Genomic DNA, 16,236 nt, shown 5'->3' with positions numbered 1-16,236 from the left:
AGGGCGGTGATTGGAGGAAGCGGAAATTTGTCACGACTAAAATGCGAATCGTTCGTATTAATCAAAATTTCGAGGAGTGGAGCAGGAATGAAGAGGTTGGTGCTGATGGGGTGCCTGGCGATTTCCACACAGCACCAGGTGCTGGCCCAGACGACGAATGCGGGCTCGCTGCCCGAAGTGCGGGTCGACGCGAATGCTGAAGCCGAGACGGCGACCACGCCGGTGATCGGCTACCGCGCGAAAAATGCGGTCACCGCCACCAAGACCGATACGCCGCTGTCGGAAACGCCTCAGTCCGTGACCGTGATCACGCGCGACCAGATGGTCGACCAGGGCGCGATCAACGTGCAGGACGCGCTCAACTACGCGGCCGGCGTGCGCTCCGACGCCTACGGCCTCGATTCGCGAACCGACTCCGTGCGGGTGCGAGGCTCCACCCCCGACGTCTACCTCGACGGCCTGCGCCAGGCCTACGGCTACTACACCAGCACCACCCGCACCGAGCCCTACACGCTGGAGCGGCTCGAAGTGCTGCGCGGCCCCTCGGGCATGCTGTTCGGCGCGGGCACGGCTGCGGGCGTGGTCAACATGGTGAGCAAGCGCCCGCTGCAGGAGGCCCAGCGCGAAGTGGGCGTGCAGTTCGGCAGCTTCGGCCGCAAGCAGATCCAAGCCGACCTCACCGGCCCGCTGAATGCTGACGGTTCCCTGTCGTACCGCCTGATCGCGCTGCAACGCAAGTCCGATACGCAGGTCGACTACGTGCCCGACGACCGCAGCGTGATCGCGCCTTCGCTGACCTGGCGGCCCAACGCCATGACCTCGCTGACGCTGCAAGGCCTCTGGCAGAAGGACAAGAGCGGCAGCAGCTCGCAGTTCCTGCCCTGGGAGGGCACCTTGTTGCCGAACCCGAACGGACGTCTTCCAAGCAGCCGCTTCATCGGCGAACCGGGCGACTACTACGACAGCGAGCGCAAGACCTTCGGCTGGCAGTTCGAGCACAAGTTCAACGACAGCTGGACGCTGCGCCAGAACTTCCGCTACGCGCGCAACGAAAACGACAACCGCTACCACTACGGCGGCGCGTTCGCGGGGGCCGAAAGCTGGGATGCCACCGACCCGATCTTCAAGCGCGTGCTGGGCCGCTACTACGACAGCTCGCTCACGCGCAACCGCACGCAGACGCTCGACAACCACGTCGAGGGCCACTTCCAGACCGGCGCCCTGAAGCACACGCTGCTCGTGGGCGCGGACTTCGCACGCCAGCGCGAGAACGTCTGGGTCGGAACGACTTTCGACACCATCGACGTCTATGCGCCGGTCTACGGCCATCTTGACGAGCCCGTGCGCGACGCGCGGCCGCGCACCCGCCAGCGCCAGACGGGCGTCTATCTGCAGGACCAGATCAAGCTCGACAACTGGATCCTGGTGGCGGGCCTGCGGCACGACAGGGCCGTGTCCAGCGCCGCCGGCAGCAACGACGAGAAAAGCAGCGCCACCACCAAACGCTTCGGCCTGATGTACGCCTCGCCCTCCGGCTGGTCGCCGTACCTGAGCTACAGCGAGTCGTTCACGCCGCAGGCTGCGCGCGAAGGCCGCATCTTCAGTCCGCTGCGCGGCGAGCAATGGGAAGTGGGCGTGAAATACGAGCCCAAGGACCGCGCCCTGGCCTTCAGCGCCGCGGTGTACGACCTGCGCGAGAAGAACCAGATCAGCGAGCCGCAGCCCAAGGTGTTCACGCAGCTCGGCGAAACCAAGACCCGCGGCGTGGAGCTGGAGGCCAAGGGCTCGATCGGCCCGAACCTCGACCTCATTGCCCACTACAACTACACAGACGCCGATGCGCTGATCGAGGGTCTGCCCAAGCACCAGGCGAGCGTCTGGGCCAAGTACAAGTTCTCGGTCGGCGGCGTGAGCGGCTTCTCGGCCGGTGCCGGGCTGCGCATGATGAGTTCGTTCCGCGACATGCAGTCGGGCGTGGGTCCGCGCATACCGGGCGTTGCGCTGGCCGATCTCGTGTTCGCCTACGAGACCGCCGCCTGGCGCTATGCGCTCAACATCAACAACGTGACGGACAAGGTCTACTTCAGCACCTGCCTGTCGCGTGGTGACTGCTGGTACGGCTCGCGCCGCAACATCGTCGCCAGCGCCACCTACCGTTTCTAGAATCCCTTTCTCCATCAGAGCCACCACGACATGAACAGCCGAAAGATCAAGACCTGGGCCTGGGTGCACAAGTGGAGCAGCCTCGTGTGCACGGTGTTCATGCTGCTGCTGTGCATCACGGGGCTGCCGCTGATCTTCCACCACGAGATCGGCCACCTGCTCGGCACCGAGGTCGAGGCGCCGAAGATGCCGGCGGGCACGCCGCACATCAGCCTCGATCGCGTGCTCGACATCGCGAAGGCGAAGCACCCCGACCGCGTGGTGCAGTTCGCCTCGCAGCCCGAGGACGACGACGGCCTGTGGTTCGTCACGCTCACGCCCACGCCGGAAGCCACGGACGACTTCAAGTCGGTCGCGGTCGATGCGCGCACGGGCGAGGTGCTCGCGCAGCCCAAGTTCGACGAAGGCTTCATGTACGTGATGTTCAAGCTGCACGTCGACCTCTTTGCCGGGCTGCCGGGCAAGCTGTTCCTCGGCTTCATGGGCCTGCTGCTGCTGGTGGCCGTCGTCTCGGGCGTGGTGCTGTATTCGCCCTTCATGCGCAAGCTCGACTTCGGCACGGTGCGGCGCGAGAAGCGGCCGCGCCTGAAGTGGCTCGACCTGCACAACCTGCTGGGCATCGTCACGCTGGTGTGGGTGTTCGTGGTGGGCGCCACCGGCATGATCAACACGTGGGCCGACCTGCTCATCAAGTACTGGCAGTACGACCAGCTCAGCGCACTTCTCACTCCTTACAAGAACGAGCCCATCGTGGCGGTGAACGAACGCGGCTCGGTGCAGCGCTCGATGGACGCCGCGATGCAGAAGGCGCCCGGCACGAAGCTGTCGTTCATCGCGTTCCCGGGTACGTCGTTCTCGAGCCCGCATCACACCACCTTCTTCCTGCGCGGCAACGAGCCCTTCACTTCGAAGCTCTTCCAGCCGGTGCTGGTCGACGCCAAGACGGCGCAGGTGACCGCGTCGCCGAAGCTGCCCTGGTACCTCTGGGCGCTGCTGGTGTCGCAGCCGCTGCACTTCGGCGACTACGGCGGCATGCCGATGCAGATCATCTGGGCGCTGCTCGACATAGCGACCATCATCGTGCTGGGCAGCGGGCTGTATCTCTGGCTCAAGCGGGGCAACCCCGTGCCTGCGTCCAGCAAGAAGACGGCTGCGCATGAGCAGCATGTGCCTGCCGCCCCGCAGGGCGAGCCGGCTCCGGCGATGAAGGTTCAGGCATGAAGCCGCATCAACACCATCAAAGCTTCTGGCGCATGTGGGGCTGGCCGATCGTGCTCGGCCTGCTGACCACCTTCGGGCTGATCTCGGCACTCTTCAGCGATGGCGGGCTGGGGGACATCCTGGCCTGGATCGCACTGGGCATTCCGTGCGCGGTGGGCGCCTGGTATGGCTGGCACAAGGCGCCGGAGCGCTAGTTTTCCCTGAGAGTCGCGCCACCGCGACACGCGTAGCTGGTGTGCCGAAGCAGAATCGGCGCGATGAAACCTGCGCCCGTTGCCGCCGCCTGCCTTCTCTTGCTGGGTGTTCCGCTGGCCGCGCAGGCCCAGCAGGAGCCATCGGCCGATCCTGACACCAGCGGCGTGCGTCTGCGCGAGATCACTGTCTCCACGCCACGCGGCGAAGTCGCGCCTTTCAACGTGCCAGGCTCGGTAGACCGTGTCGATGGCGACGAGATGCGCGACAGCCGCCTGCAGGTCAATCTCTCCGAAAGCCTCGGAGCGGTGCCGGGGCTGCAGGTGCAGAACCGGCTGAACTACGCGCAGGACCTGCAGCTGTCCATCCGCGGCTTCGGCGCGCGCTCGACCTTCGGCGTGCGTGGCGTGCGGCTGTATGTCGATGGCATTCCCGCGACCTTGCCCGATGGCCAGGGGCAGACTTCGAACATCGACATCGGCTCGCTGGACCGGGTCGAAGTGCTGCGCGGGCCGTTCTCGGCGCTGTATGGCAACTCGTCGGGTGGCGTGGTGCAGGCATTCACCGCTTCGGGCGAGGGCGCGCCGCGGTTGGCGTACTCGCTCGCGGGTGGCAGCTTCGGCACCTGGCGGCAGTCGCTGCAACTGAGCGGATCGCAGGGGGCGGTGGACTATCTGCTCGACGCGAGTCGCTTCCACACCGACGGCTGGCGCGAGCACAGCGCGGCGCGGCGCGACATCGCCAACGGCAAGCTCGGCATCGCGCTGGACAACGGCGACAAGCTGACGCTGATCTTCAACAGCGTGCGCATCGACGCACAGGACCCGCTGGGCCTCACGGCCGACCAGTACGCCCTGGCACCGCGCAACGCCCCGCTGGCCACGCAGTACGACACCCGCAAGACGGTCGAGCAGACGCAGGCCGGTCTGCTCTACGAGCACCGCATCAACGCGCAGCAGGGGCTGCGCCTCATGGTCTATGGCGGCGAGCGCAAGACCACGCAGTTCCAGTCGATCCCGCCATCTGCGCAGCAGAGCCCGCTGCACGCGGGCGGCGTGATCGACCTGTCGCGGCAGTACGGCGGCGTTGACTTGCGCTGGAACGCCGCGCTTACGCTGGCCGACCGGCCACTCGACGTGGTGGCGGGCCTGGCCTACGACAGCCTGCGCGAAAAGCGGCGTGGCTATGAGAACTACCTCGGGCCGGTTTCAGCGCCGGTGCTCGGCGTGCAGGGGCGGCTCAGGCGCAACGAGCTCAACGAAGCCTGGAACCTCGATCCTTACGCGCAAGCTACCTGGCGCTTTACCGACCGCTGGACGCTCGAAGCAGGCGTGCGTCGCAGCAGCGTGCATTTCAACTCGCAGGACCGCTACATCGTGGGCGCGAACCGCGACGACAGTGGCAGCGCGCGCTACAGCAAGACCTTGCCCGTGGCCTCGCTGCGCTACCAGGCGACGCAGGACCTCGCGCTGTACGGCTCCATCGGTCGCGGCTTCGAGACGCCGACGCTGAACGAACTCTCCTATCGGGCGAACGGCGCGAGCGGGCTCAACTTCGCGCTGCGGCCGTCGGTGAACGACAGCATCGAGGTCGGGGCCAAGGCGCGGCTTGCGGGCGGCCTGCTGACGGCGGCGCTGTTCCAGACCCGCACGCGCGACGAGATCGTCACGGACACCAACGTCGGCGGCCGCGCGACCTTCCAGAACGCGGGCCGCACCAGGCGCAACGGCTTCGAGCTGGGTTGGCAGCACGAGACTGCGAATCACTGGCGCACGCAGCTGGCCTACACATGGCTGGACGCGACGTATCGCGATGTCTTCTGTTCACCGTCTCCGTGCGCGGCTGCGAACACCGTGGCCGCGGGCAATCGCATTCCGGGCATTGCACGGCAGTCGCTGTTTGCATCGCTGGGGTGGGTGCCGCCCGAGGGCTGGCGTGCCGGTGTCGAGATGCGTGCGCTGGGCCGAATGCAGGCCAACGACGTCAACACCGCGAGCGCGCCGGGCTATGCCGTCGCGGCGATGTATGCGGGCTATCTGAAGAAATGGGAGCGTTGGGAGTTCAACGCCTTCGCGCGTGTCGACAACCTGTTCGACCGGCGCTACGTGGGCTCGGTCATCGTCAACGAGGGCAATGCGCGCTATTACGAGCCTGCGCCGGGCCGTAACTGGACGGTGGGTTTGAGCGGCGCTTACCGCTTCTGACCCACCGCCGTTTCTTGCTTCTTACTTGAGGCCGGCAGCTGCGCGCAGTGCGGGCGCCTGCGTCGTCGCTTCCCAGGTGAACTCGGGCTCTTCACGGCCGAAGTGGCCGTAGGCGGCGGTCTTCTGGTAGATCGGGCGCAGCAGGTCGAGCATCTGGATGATGCCCTTCGGACGCAGGTCGAAGTGCTCGCGCACGAGTTCGGCGATCTTGTCGTCGGGGATCACACCGGTGCCTTCGGTGTAGACCGTGATGTTCATCGGCTGGGCCACGCCGATGGCGTACGCCACCTGGATCTGGCACTGGCGCGCCAGGCCGGCGGCCACGATGTTCTTGGCCACGTAGCGCGCGGCATAGGCAGCCGAGCGGTCGACCTTCGACGGGTCCTTGCCGGAGAACGCACCGCCGCCGTGCGGGCAGGCGCCGCCGTAGGTGTCGACGATGATCTTGCGGCCGGTGAGGCCGCAGTCGCCCTGCGGGCCGCCGATGACGAAGCGGCCGGTCGGGTTGATCAGGTAGCGCGTGTCCTTGAGCCACTCCTTGGGCAGCACCGGCTTGATGATCTCCTCGATGATGGCTTCGTTGAACGAGGCCTTCATCTTGGTCGAGGTTTCGCTCTGGTCGGGGCTGTGCTGGGTGGAGAGCACCACGGTGTCGATGCTGTGCGGCTTGCCGTCCACGTAGCGCATCGTGACCTGGCTCTTGGCGTCGGGGCGCAGGAAGGGCAGGCGGCCGTCCTTGCGCAACTGGGCCTGGCGCTCGACGAGGCGGTGCGCGTAGTAGATGGGCGCGGGCATCAGCTCGGGCGTTTCGTCGCAGGCGTAGCCGAACATCAGGCCCTGGTCGCCGGCGCCGGTGTTCAGGTGGTCGTCGCTGGCATGGTCCACGCCCTGGGCGATGTCGTTGGACTGCTTGTCGTAGCAGACCATCACGGCGCAACCCTTGTAGTCGATGCCGTACTCGGTGTTGTCGTAGCCGATGCGCTTGATGGTGTCGCGCGCCACCTGGATGTAGTCGACGTGCGCGTTGGTCGTGATTTCGCCAGCTAGCACGACCAGGCCGGTGTTGGTCAGCGTCTCGGCGGCCACGCGGCTGCGGGGGTCCTGCTCGAAGATCGCGTCCAGGATGGCATCCGAGATCTGGTCGGCTACCTTGTCGGGGTGGCCTTCGGAAACCGATTCGGAAGTGAAGAGGAAATCGTTCGCCATTTGTTCAAACTCCTTGAAGTGGTTGGCGCGTTGCCAACTCTGCGGAGCCATGGCGAACGCTTTAGCAGATGCCGATGAATCGGCGGGGGCACAATCGCTTCGCGCTTGTGTTTGTCGCCCTGCAAGTTGTTCCGTAACTCGGCGACAATTTGCATTCTATTCGAGCCGCGCAATACCATGCGCGCGCGTCCGTTTTTTGACCCCCTCCCTCCCGTTTTCAATGATCACCCTGTTCCGCCTGCTTGCCCGCGTGCCGATGCCGTTGATGCATCGACTCGGCGCCATGCTGGGCTGGCTGGTCTGGTGGAGCGCGCCGGACTACCGCCGCCGCTTCAAGGCCAACGCCGAGAGCGCGGGCTTCGCCCCCGACCAGTACCGTCCCGCCATTGCCGCCGCCGGCAAGATGGCTTCCGAGCTGCCCTGGCTCTGGCTGCGCCCTCAGGGCCAGACCGTGCTGCACCGTGTGGTGCGCTGGGAGGGCGTCGAGGCCTTCGAGGCGGCCATGCAGGCCAAAAAGGGCGTGATCCTGGTGGCGCCGCATCTCGGCAGCTGGGAGATGTGCGGCCAGGCCATCGGCGAGCGCTTTCTCGCGGCCTACGGGCCGATCACGGCGCTGTTTCGCCCCGCGCGCAAGAAATGGATGGCCGACCTGATCGCCGCCGGCTCGCGCGACCGGCCCGGCCTGCAGACGCTGCCCACCAACAACAGCGGCGTGCGCGGCCTGATCCGCACGCTGCGCGGCGGGGGCTACACCGGCATCCTGCCTGACCAGGTGCCGCCGTTGGGGCAGGGCGTATGGGCGCCGTTCCTGGGGCGCCCGGCCTACACCATGACCTTGCTTCCCCGCCTCGCGCAACAGACCGGCGCGGCCTGCTTCCTGAGCGTGTGCGAGCGCCTGCCGAACGGCGCGGGCTACGTGATCCGCTTCGAACCCATCGTCGGCACGGCGCTGACTGATCCGTCGGCCTCCATCGAGGACGCGTCGGCCGCCATGAACGACGCCATCGGCCGGCTGATCCACAGCCTGCCGGGCCAGTACGTGTGGGACTACGCCCGTTACAAGGAGCCGCGCGCCGAGCGCGTGGCCGCTGCCGCCGGGGAGGCCGCATGAGCCTCGGTTCCCGACTCGGCATCGGCTTCATGCGCGTGATTGCGCCGCTGCCGTTGCCGCTCGTGCGCGGCTTCGGCGCGTTTCTCGGCCGCATCCTTCACACCGTCGCCGTGCCGCGGCGGCGCGTGGTCGATACCAATCTGGCGGTGTGCTTCCCCGAGAAATCGGAGGCCGAGCGGCGCGCCATCGCGCGCGAGACCTTCGTCTACGTGGCGCAGTCCTGGCTGGACCGCAGCTGGCTATGGCATGCGCCCGAAAAGGTGGTGGCGAGCCGGCTCAAGGTGGTCGGGGCCGCTTCGGAGATCCGCGAGATCGCCGACGGCGACGAGCCGATGATCCTGTTCGCGCCGCATTTCTACGGCCTCGACGCCGCGGCCACCGCGCTGACCATGCACACGGCGCGCCCCTCGGCCACCATCTACACGACCCAGCGCGACCCGATGGTCGACGCCTGGATCCGCGAAGGCCGCACCCGCTTCGGCGACGTGGCGGCACTCAACCGGGTGGACGGCATCAAGCCGGTGCTGCAGGGCCTGCGCAAGGGCGGCCTGCTGTACCTGCTGCCCGACATGGACTTCGGGCGCGACCAGACCATCTTCGTGCCGTTCTACGGCGTGCAGGCGGCCACGGTGCCCTCGCTGTCGCGATTCGCGCGGCTGGGCAAGGCCAAGGTGGTGCCGGTGGTGTCGAAGCTCACGCCCGGGGGCTACGAGATCGAGATCCTGCCGACCTGGCAGAACTTTCCGACCGACGACGTCGAGGCCGACACCACGCTCATGAACACGCGGCTGCAGGGCTACATCGACACGATGCCTGCCCAGTACTACTGGGTGCATCGGCGGTTCAAGACCCGCCCGGAGGGCGAGGCTCCTATTTACTGAGCGCGCTGCAGGAAGCCTTCGATCTCGCGGGCGACCAGTTGTGGTTGCTCGTGCACGATCCAGTGGGTCGCGTTCGGCACCTTTTTCACTTCGAGCTTCGGCACATAGTCTTCCAGCCCTTCGAGCAGCCCGGGCAGCAGCGCCGCGTCGTCGAGCGCCCAGAACACGAAGGTCGGCACGTCCACCGTGAGCCGTTCGCGCGGCAGCACGGGGATGCTGTCGATGGTCTGGCCCGGCAGCGGCGGCTTCATCGGCGTCACGCGGTAGAGATTGCAGGCGCCCGTGAGGCCCGCGCCCCAGACCTCGCGGTACTTCTGCTTCACTTCTTCGGTGAGCCAGCCGAAGCCGTCCGGGCCGGCCTTCATCAGCAGGAAGAAGGGCCACATGCGCTTGAAGTCGTCGGCCGCGAGCAGCCCCTCGGCGTCGGGGCGCGCGAGGAAGTTCATGTAGGCGCTGGCTTGCTGCTGTTCCGGGCTGTTGCGCAGTTCGCGGGTGAAGGTGCCCGGGTGCGGCGAATTGATGATGACCAGCTTGCCGACCTGCTGCGGGAAAGCGTTGGCATAGCCCCAGGCGAAGGCGCCGCCCCAGTCGTGGGCCACCAGCGCGGCCATGGTGCCATCGGCGCTTTCGGTCGCGACGAGTTGCTGGATGTCCTGAATCAGCAGGTGAGCCTTGTAGGCGGCCACTTCCGTCGGCGCGCTCGACTTTTCGAAACCGCGCAGGTTGGGCGCCACGCAGCGGTAGCCGCCGTGGGCGGGGTCCGCGAAGTAGTCGAGCAGTTCGTCCCAGATGAACGCGGCCTCGGGGAAGCCGTGGAGGAACACCATCAGCGGCTGGCCCGGCTTGCCGGCGGCGCGGCAACTCAGGGTGGTGCCGTTGGGCAGGCTGCGTTGGAAGGTCTCGATCATGCTTCTTGTCTCCTTGGGTTGACTGTCGCTATTGTTTTGATAGTGAACTGCGCAGATGGGACGGTCGGCATAGCCTGTTTTGTGATCAGGCCTCTTCTGGCTCCGCCGGTGGCTCCGATGGCGTTGCCGGTGCGGCAGCCCCATCCGGATGCACCCAGCGCCACAGCAGTTCGGCTGCTTCGCCAACGCCCTGCTTCTTCAAAGCCGAGAACAGTTTCACCTCGCCGCCGCCGGCGTTCAGTCGCGTAATGGACAGCACCTTGGCGGCTTCGCTGCGCGTGAGCTTGTCGGACTTGGTCAGCAGCACGAGGAACTTGAGGCCCTGTTCCACGCGCGGGCGGATCACGTCGAGCAGGATCTCGTCGAGCTCGGTCAGGCCATGGCGCGGGTCGCACATCAGCACCACGCCGCGCAGGCTTTCGCGCGTCATCAGGTAGTTGCCCATCACGCGCTGCCAGCGCAGCTTGGCTTCGCGCGGAACGGCCGCATAGCCGTAGCCGGGCAGGTCGGCCAGCACCGCGTCGTCGACCTTCTGCTTGCCGATGCCGAACAGGTTGATGTGCTGGGTGCGGCCAGGCGTCTTGGAGGCGAACGCCAGGCGCGTCTGCTGCGTGAGGGTGTTGATGGCGGTCGACTTGCCTGCGTTGGAGCGGCCGACGAAGGCGATCTCGGGCAGGTCGACCGGGGGCAGATGCTCCAGCTGGGGGGCGCTGGTGAGGAAGTGGGCGGTGTGCAGCCAGCCGAGCGCAACGCGCTCGCGTTCAGCGACCTGGGGGTCCGCGGCGGGGGCCGCGCGGGGAGGATAGGCAGCGGGCTTGGCGCGCGGGGAGGGCATCTACGGACTTTCGAAACAAGACCCACATTGTAGAATCGTGAGGTTTTGCGCCATAAATTCGAAGCCCCCGATATGAAGTTGTTTGCCAATATTCTGCTTGCAGCCCTCGTGGGCATCGCATCCAGCGCGAGTTTTGCAGCCGATGAACACGCGGCTGCTCCGGCCGCGGCGCCTGCAAAACCGGCCAAGCCGGACCCCGCCAAGGGGGACACGCTGTTCAATGCGAGCACTCCAACAGTGCAGAGCTGCGCCTCGTGCCACAACGCCGACGGCAACTCGACCATCGCGGCCAACCCCAAGCTGGCGCAACAGCATCCCGAATACATCCTCAAGCAGCTGGAAGACTTCAAGTCCGGCAAGCGCAAGAACAGCGTCATGAGTCCCATGGCCGCGAACCTCAGCGACCAGGACATGCGCGACATCGCCTGGTTCGTGGCCTCGAAGAAGGTCAAGACCGGCTTCTCGAAGAGCAAGGACACCGTGGCCTTGGGCGAGAAGATCTACCGCGGTGGTATCGGTGAGCGCTCCATCCCCGCCTGCGCCGGCTGCCACAGCCCCAACGGCGCCGGCTTGCCCGCTCAATACCCGCGCCTGGGCGGCCAGAACGCCGACTACACCGTGGCCCAGCTCAAGGCCTTCCGTGGCGACGGTACCCCCGTGCGTACCAACAGCGGCCCCATGACCGGCGTCGCTGCCAAGCTCAACGACCGCGAAATTGCCGCCGTGGCGGACTACATCGCCGGCTTGCGCTGATGACGATGCGCTCCAGAGCGTGAACTAACCGCCGACAACAACCCCAAACAAAGGGCGGGCCGATCCAGCAGGATGGCCCGCCTTTTTGCTTTCTTCCCTTCTTCCCTTACCTTCGCCCGATGTCCGTCTCCACCCATGGCCTTCGCGTTCATCGCGGCCCGCACATGCTTCGCGCTGCGGTGGAGCTGTTTTCGTCGATGCGCTTCGCGATCGCGCTGCTCACCATCATCTGTATCGCGTCGATCATCGGCACCGTGCTCAAGCAGCACGAGCCGATCAACAACTACATCAACCAGTTCGGTCCGTTCTGGGCCGAACTGTTCCGCGCGGCGCGGCTCGACTCCATCTACAGCGCCTGGTGGTTCCTGCTGATCCTGCTGTTCCTTGTGATCAGCACCACGCTGTGCATTGCGCGCAACACGCCGCGCATCCTGGTCGACCTCAAGACCTTCAAGGAAGACATCCGTGCGCAGAGCCTGAAGGCCTTCGGCCAGCGTGCTGAGAACCGGCTCGGTGAAACGCCCGAAGCAGCGGCCAACCGCATCGGGCAACTGCTGGTGAGCGGCGGCTGGAAGGTCAAGCTGCAGCAGCGCGAGGCCGTCGACGGCAGCCGGCCGACCTCCGCAGGCTGGATGGTCGCGGCGCGCGCCGGCGGCGCCCACAAGCTCGGCTACATCGCGGCCCACAGCGCGATCGTGCTGGTGTGCATCGGCGGCCTGCTCGACGGCGACCTCGTGGTGCGCGCGCAGACCTGGTTCAACGGCAAGAGCGTGTTCACCGGCGGCGGCATGATCGCCGACGTGGCGCCGGAGCACCGCCTGTCCGCCAGCAACCCGACCTTCCGCGGCAACATCCTCGTGCCCGAGGGCGGGCAGGGCAGCGTGGCCATCCTGAACCAGTCCGACGGCGTGCTGCTGCAGGAGCTGCCGTTCTCCATCGAGCTGAAGAAGTTCATCGTCGACTACTACTCGACCGGCATGCCCAAGCTGTTTGCGAGCGAGGTGGTGCTGCACGACCGCGAGACCGGCGAGCAGGTGCCGGCGCGCATCGAGGTCAACCACCCGGCCAGCTACAAGGGCGTGGAGATCTACCAGTCCAGCTTCGACGATGGCGGCTCCAAGGTGAAGCTCAAGGCGGTGCCGATGGCGGCCGCTGCCAAGTCTTTCGAAGTGGAAGGCATCATCGGCGGCCCGAGCACCGAGATCACCAACGGCAAGGACAAGCTCACGCTCGAATACGCCGCGCTGCGCGTGATCAACGTCGAGAACTTCGCCGACGCCGGCGCCATGGGCAGCGGCGCCGACGTGCGCAAGGTCGACCTGCGCCACGACATCGAATCGCGCCTGGGCGCCGCCAACAAGACCAACAAGCCGAAGGTGCTGCGCAACATCGGCCCGAGCATCGGCTACAAGCTGCGCGATGCCGCCGGCCAGGCGCGCGAGTATCAAAACTACATGGTGCCGGTCGACACCGGCGACGGCCAGCCGGTGTTCCTGCTCGGCATGCGCGAGAAGCCCGAAGACCCGTTCCGCTACCTGCGCGTGCCGGCCGACGAGCAGGGCTCGATGGATGGTTTCGTGCGCATGCGCGCCGCACTCGGCGACGCCGACACCCGCGCGCGTGCCATCGAGCGCTACATCGCCAAGGCGACCGACCCCAAGCGCCCCGAAATGGCCGAGCAGCTGCGCGTGTCGGCCGCGCGCGCGCTGGCGCTGTTCTCGGGCAGCGAGCGTGCCAAGGCCGACGCAACCACCGCAGGCGGCTGGCAGGCGATTGCAGAGTTCATGGAAGTCAACGTGCCCGAGGCCGAGCGCGAGCGCGCAGGCGGCGTGCTGGTGCGCATCCTGAACGATGTGCTGTTCGAAGTGCTCAACCTGAGCCGCGAAGGCGCCGGCCTGGCCGCGCTGCCGAACGACGAGAAGTCGCAGGCCTACCTGACCCAGGCCGTGCTGGCCATCAGCGACGCGCACTTCTACCCGGCCCCGGTCGCGATGATGATGACCGACTTCACCCAGGTGCAGGCCAGCGTGTTCCAGGTGGCGCGCGCCCCTGGCAAGAACGTCGTCTATCTGGGCTGTCTGTTGCTGATCGTCGGGATTTTTGCCATGCTGTACGTCCGTGAGCGGCGCCTCTGGGTGTGGCTGACGCCCGATGGCAACGGGACCGACGGTGCCACGGCGGCCACGATGGCGTTCTCGGTCAATCGCAAGACCATGGACAGCGACCGCGAATTCGAGCACCTCAAGCACAAGCTGCTCGCCCTGAACAAGACAGAACCCGAGACACCATGAACACCACGACCCTCACGCTCAATGAAAGCTGGCTCTCGCGCCGCAACCTGTTCGACTGGGTGTTTGCGGCGCTGGTGCTGGCCGGCGGCCTGTTCGCGTTCGCGCGCTATGCGGGGTCGATGGACTATTACGAGAAGCCGATCCTCGTCGCCGCGGTGATCGCGATGATCTCCATCGGCTGGTTCTGGCGGCCGTTGCGCGTGCTGGCCATCGTGGTGGCCGCGGCGTCGCTGCTGGCCATCGCGTCGTACCAGGGCGACCTGGCACGCGCCGACACGGTGTTCTGGCTCAAGTACTTCCTGTCGAGCCAGTCGGCAATCCTCTGGATGAGCGTGCTGTTCTTCATGGGTACGCTGTTCTACTGGCTCGGCTTCTTCGGCGGCAAGCAGTCGGATGCTTTCGACATGATCGGCTCGCGCCTGACCTGGGCTGCAGTGACGATGGCGCTGATCGGCACCATGGTGCGCTGGTACGAAAGCCACCTGCTCGGCCCGGACATCGGCCACATCCCGGTCAGCAACCTGTACGAAGTGTTCGTGCTGTTCTGCTGGCTGACGGCCACGTTCTACCTTTACTTCGAAGAGCGCTACAACACGCGCGCGCTCGGCGCCTTCGTGATGCTGGTGGTGAGCGCGGCGGTCGGCTTTCTGCTCTGGTACACGATCGTGCGCGAGGCGCATGAAATCCAGCCGCTGGTGCCTGCGCTGCAGAGCTGGTGGATGAAGCTGCACGTGCCGGCCAACTTCATCGGTTACGGCACCTTCGCGCTGTCGGCCATGGTCGCCTTCGCCTATCTCATCAAGGAGCAGGCCAACGAGACGCGCTGGTACAAGCTCACGCCGATCTGGCTGCTGGGCGTGGCGCTGTGCTTCGTGCCGGTGGCGTTCCGCCAGCGCGTGCAGGAAGCTGGCGGCAGCTACTGGGTGGTCTATGCAGGCATCTCGGCGCTGATTGCGGCGGGCATCCTGCTGGGGCGCAAGCGCATCGCGGCGCGCCTGCCGGCCAACGACGTGCTCGACGACGTCATGTACAAGTCGATCACCGTCGGCTTCGCCTTCTTCACCATCGCCACAGTGCTGGGCGCCCTGTGGGCGGCCGATGCCTGGGGCGGCTACTGGAGCTGGGACCCGAAGGAAACCTGGGCGCTGATCGTCTGGCTCAACTACGCGGCCTGGCTGCACATGCGGCTCGTGAAGGGCCTGCGCGGCACCGTGGCGGCCTGGTGGGCACTGGGCGGGCTGGCGGTCACCACTTTCGCCTTCCTTGGCGTGAACATGTTCCTGAGCGGGTTGCACAGCTACGGCACGCTGTAGACGCAAGCTTGCGGTCTTTCGCGAAGAATTGAAACCGCGCGCCGCGACGGCGCGTAACCAAATCAGGGTTGGTCACGAACTACCCTGAGCACAACGATTCACGCGAAAGGCCTGTCATGTCGTTCCATTCCCGCCCGATCCGTCGCAACAGCAGCAGCGACAACGGCTTCACCCACCCGCTGTCGAGCGAGATCACGCCGCGCGCCGCCTACGAAAGCCGGCGCGACATGCTGAAGCTCATGGCTGGTGGTGCGGCAGGGGCGGCGCTGGCCGGTTTTGCCTCGCGCGAAGCCTGGGCACAGGTCGAGCGCCCCAACAAGCTCGCGCCGCTGCCGGGCGCCAAGTCGGCGGTGCCGGGGGCCATGTCGATGGAAAAGCTCACCGACTACAAGGACGCGTCGACCTACAACAACTACTACGAGTTCGGCACCGACAAGGCCGATCCGGCCAAGAACGCCGGCACGCTGAAGACGCGGCCATGGACCGTGGAGGTCGAAGGCCTGGTCAAGAAGCCGGGCAAGTACGGCATCGAAGACCTGCTCAAGCTCAGCGCGCAGGAAGAGCGCATCTACCGCCTGCGCTGTGTCGAAGGCTGGTCGATGGTCATTCCGTGGGTCGGCTATTCGCTGGCTGAGCTGATCAAGAAGGTCGAGCCGCAGGGCAATGCCAAATTCGTCGAGTTCGTGACGTTGGCCGACCCCAAGACCATGCCCTTCGTGGGCTCGCGCGTGCTCGACTGGCCCTATACCGAAGGCCTGCGCATGGACGAAGCGATGCATCCGCTCACGCTGCTTGCCTTCGGCATGTACGGCGAGGTGCTGCCCAACCAGAACGGCGCGCCGGTGCGCCTGGTGGTGCCGTGGAAGTACGGCTTCAAGTCGGCCAAGTCGATCGTGAAGATCCGCTTCGTCGAAAAGGAACCGAGCACGGCGTGGAACAAGGCTGCGGCCAACGAGTACGGCTTCTATTCGAACGTGAACCCGAACGTCGACCACCCGCGCTGGAGCCAGGCGACCGAGCGCCGCATCGGCGATGGCGGCGGCCTGTTCGCCAAGCGGCGCAAGACCGAGATGTTCAATGGCTACGAAGCCCAGGTCGGCCAGCTCTATGCGGGCATGGACCTGAAGAAGAACTACTGAGCTTGCCTCTGCACCCGGC

The 16,236-nt window shown here is 66.3% G+C and carries 13 protein-coding genes; 10 read left to right on the top strand and 3 right to left on the bottom strand.

From position 1 onward, the window contains the following. The first annotated feature begins 87 nt into the window (after window positions 1-87). The 4 genes from BMW87_RS09325 to BMW87_RS09310 all read left to right on the top strand — a co-directional run bounded on the left by BMW87_RS09325 (window position 88) and on the right by BMW87_RS09310 (window position 5,780). The gene (locus tag BMW87_RS09325; protein ID WP_256216706.1) at window positions 88-2,163 is read left to right on the top strand and encodes a TonB-dependent siderophore receptor; all 2,076 of its coding nucleotides are present in this window, start codon (window positions 88-90) and stop codon (window positions 2,161-2,163) included. Between the two features lie 30 nt (window positions 2,164-2,193). Next, window positions 2,194-3,384 carry a PepSY-associated TM helix domain-containing protein gene (locus BMW87_RS09320; protein WP_093075903.1) on the top strand — a complete coding sequence of 397 codons (1,191 nt, stop codon included), beginning with the start codon at window positions 2,194-2,196 and terminating at the stop codon, window positions 3,382-3,384. Then, window positions 3,381-3,578 (top strand): hypothetical protein, encoded by a 198-nt coding sequence (locus BMW87_RS09315; RefSeq protein ID WP_093075901.1) that lies wholly within the window; start codon window positions 3,381-3,383, stop codon window positions 3,576-3,578. Before BMW87_RS09320 ends, BMW87_RS09315 begins: the two co-directional genes overlap by 4 nt. A 63-nt stretch (window positions 3,579-3,641) precedes the next feature. Next, complete coding sequence (locus BMW87_RS09310) at window positions 3,642-5,780, top strand: TonB-dependent receptor (RefSeq protein WP_093075899.1); 2,139 nt, start codon at window positions 3,642-3,644, stop codon at window positions 5,778-5,780. 21 nt (window positions 5,781-5,801) lie between these two features. Here the strand turns inward: BMW87_RS09310 and metK are convergent, their stop codons facing one another. Further along, the gene (gene metK / locus BMW87_RS09305) at window positions 5,802-6,986 is read right to left on the bottom strand and encodes a methionine adenosyltransferase (protein ID WP_093050301.1); all 1,185 of its coding nucleotides are present in this window, start codon (window positions 6,984-6,986) and stop codon (window positions 5,802-5,804) included. A gap of 220 nt (window positions 6,987-7,206) precedes the next feature. Here metK and BMW87_RS09300 point away from each other — a divergent pair, with 220 nt between their 5' ends. Next, window positions 7,207-8,097, top strand: coding sequence for a lysophospholipid acyltransferase family protein (locus tag BMW87_RS09300; RefSeq protein ID WP_093075898.1), 891 nt, complete (start codon window positions 7,207-7,209; stop codon window positions 8,095-8,097). Beyond that, window positions 8,094-8,978 (top strand): LpxL/LpxP family acyltransferase, encoded by an 885-nt coding sequence (locus BMW87_RS09295; RefSeq protein WP_093048494.1) that lies wholly within the window; start codon window positions 8,094-8,096, stop codon window positions 8,976-8,978. Before BMW87_RS09300 ends, BMW87_RS09295 begins: the two co-directional genes overlap by 4 nt. Here the strand turns inward: BMW87_RS09295 and BMW87_RS09290 are convergent. Together BMW87_RS09290 and yihA are read right to left on the bottom strand one after the other, a co-directional pair. Next, a complete protein-coding gene (locus BMW87_RS09290; protein ID WP_093075896.1) occupies window positions 8,972-9,886 on the bottom strand; it encodes an alpha/beta fold hydrolase in 915 nt (304 codons plus the stop codon). The genes BMW87_RS09295 and BMW87_RS09290 overlap by 7 nt on opposite strands. 85 nt (window positions 9,887-9,971) lie before the next feature. Further along, a complete protein-coding gene (gene yihA / locus BMW87_RS09285; protein WP_093048504.1) occupies window positions 9,972-10,721 on the bottom strand; it encodes a ribosome biogenesis GTP-binding protein YihA/YsxC in 750 nt (249 codons plus the stop codon). 72 nt (window positions 10,722-10,793) lie between these two features. On the opposite strand from yihA, the gene BMW87_RS09280 reads away from it, so the two are divergent. From BMW87_RS09280 to msrP, 4 genes are all read left to right on the top strand, one after another. Further along, window positions 10,794-11,474, top strand: coding sequence for a c-type cytochrome (locus tag BMW87_RS09280; RefSeq protein ID WP_093075895.1), 681 nt, complete (start codon window positions 10,794-10,796; stop codon window positions 11,472-11,474). Window positions 11,475-11,593: 119 nt separating this feature from the next. Next, entirely contained in the window at window positions 11,594-13,765 is a 2,172-nt protein-coding gene (locus BMW87_RS09275; RefSeq protein ID WP_093075894.1) for a cytochrome c biogenesis protein ResB, read from the top strand. After that, the gene (gene ccsB / locus BMW87_RS09270; protein ID WP_093048512.1) at window positions 13,762-15,078 is read left to right on the top strand and encodes a c-type cytochrome biogenesis protein CcsB; all 1,317 of its coding nucleotides are present in this window, start codon (window positions 13,762-13,764) and stop codon (window positions 15,076-15,078) included. The genes BMW87_RS09275 and ccsB overlap by 4 nt, the downstream gene beginning before the upstream one ends. 116 nt (window positions 15,079-15,194) lie before the next feature. Next, window positions 15,195-16,217: a protein-methionine-sulfoxide reductase catalytic subunit MsrP gene (gene msrP / locus BMW87_RS09265; protein WP_093075892.1), complete on the top strand. Its 1,023-nt coding sequence runs from the start codon at window positions 15,195-15,197 to the stop codon at window positions 16,215-16,217. The last annotated feature ends 19 nt before the right edge of the window (window positions 16,218-16,236 follow it).

The sequence above is a fragment of the Variovorax sp. OV084 genome, from assembly GCF_900111625.1.
Taxonomy (GTDB): Bacteria; Pseudomonadota; Gammaproteobacteria; order Burkholderiales; family Burkholderiaceae_C; genus Variovorax.
The sequence above is the reverse complement of the archived record's forward strand: the minus strand, read 5'-3'. Positions and strand labels throughout refer to the sequence as shown.

What these genes read in the sequence shown, in the direction of transcription:
- BMW87_RS09325 (WP_256216706.1), top strand. Translation starts at nt 88, where the DNA reads ATGAAGAGGTTGGTGCTGATGGGGTGCCTGGCGATTTCCACACAGCAC.
- BMW87_RS09320 (WP_093075903.1), top strand. Translation starts at nt 2,194, where the DNA reads ATGAACAGCCGAAAGATCAAGACCTGGGCCTGGGTGCACAAGTGGAGC.
- BMW87_RS09315 (WP_093075901.1), top strand. Translation starts at nt 3,381, where the DNA reads ATGAAGCCGCATCAACACCATCAAAGCTTCTGGCGCATGTGGGGCTGG.
- BMW87_RS09310 (WP_093075899.1), top strand. Translation starts at nt 3,642, where the DNA reads ATGAAACCTGCGCCCGTTGCCGCCGCCTGCCTTCTCTTGCTGGGTGTT.
- metK (WP_093050301.1), bottom strand. Translation starts at nt 6,986, where the DNA reads ATGGCGAACGATTTCCTCTTCACTTCCGAATCGGTTTCCGAAGGCCAC.
- BMW87_RS09300 (WP_093075898.1), top strand. Translation starts at nt 7,207, where the DNA reads ATGATCACCCTGTTCCGCCTGCTTGCCCGCGTGCCGATGCCGTTGATG.
- BMW87_RS09295 (WP_093048494.1), top strand. Translation starts at nt 8,094, where the DNA reads ATGAGCCTCGGTTCCCGACTCGGCATCGGCTTCATGCGCGTGATTGCG.
- BMW87_RS09290 (WP_093075896.1), bottom strand. Translation starts at nt 9,886, where the DNA reads ATGATCGAGACCTTCCAACGCAGCCTGCCCAACGGCACCACCCTGAGT.
- yihA (WP_093048504.1), bottom strand. Translation starts at nt 10,721, where the DNA reads ATGCCCTCCCCGCGCGCCAAGCCCGCTGCCTATCCTCCCCGCGCGGCC.
- BMW87_RS09280 (WP_093075895.1), top strand. Translation starts at nt 10,794, where the DNA reads ATGAAGTTGTTTGCCAATATTCTGCTTGCAGCCCTCGTGGGCATCGCA.
- BMW87_RS09275 (WP_093075894.1), top strand. Translation starts at nt 11,594, where the DNA reads ATGTCCGTCTCCACCCATGGCCTTCGCGTTCATCGCGGCCCGCACATG.
- ccsB (WP_093048512.1), top strand. Translation starts at nt 13,762, where the DNA reads ATGAACACCACGACCCTCACGCTCAATGAAAGCTGGCTCTCGCGCCGC.
- msrP (WP_093075892.1), top strand. Translation starts at nt 15,195, where the DNA reads ATGTCGTTCCATTCCCGCCCGATCCGTCGCAACAGCAGCAGCGACAAC.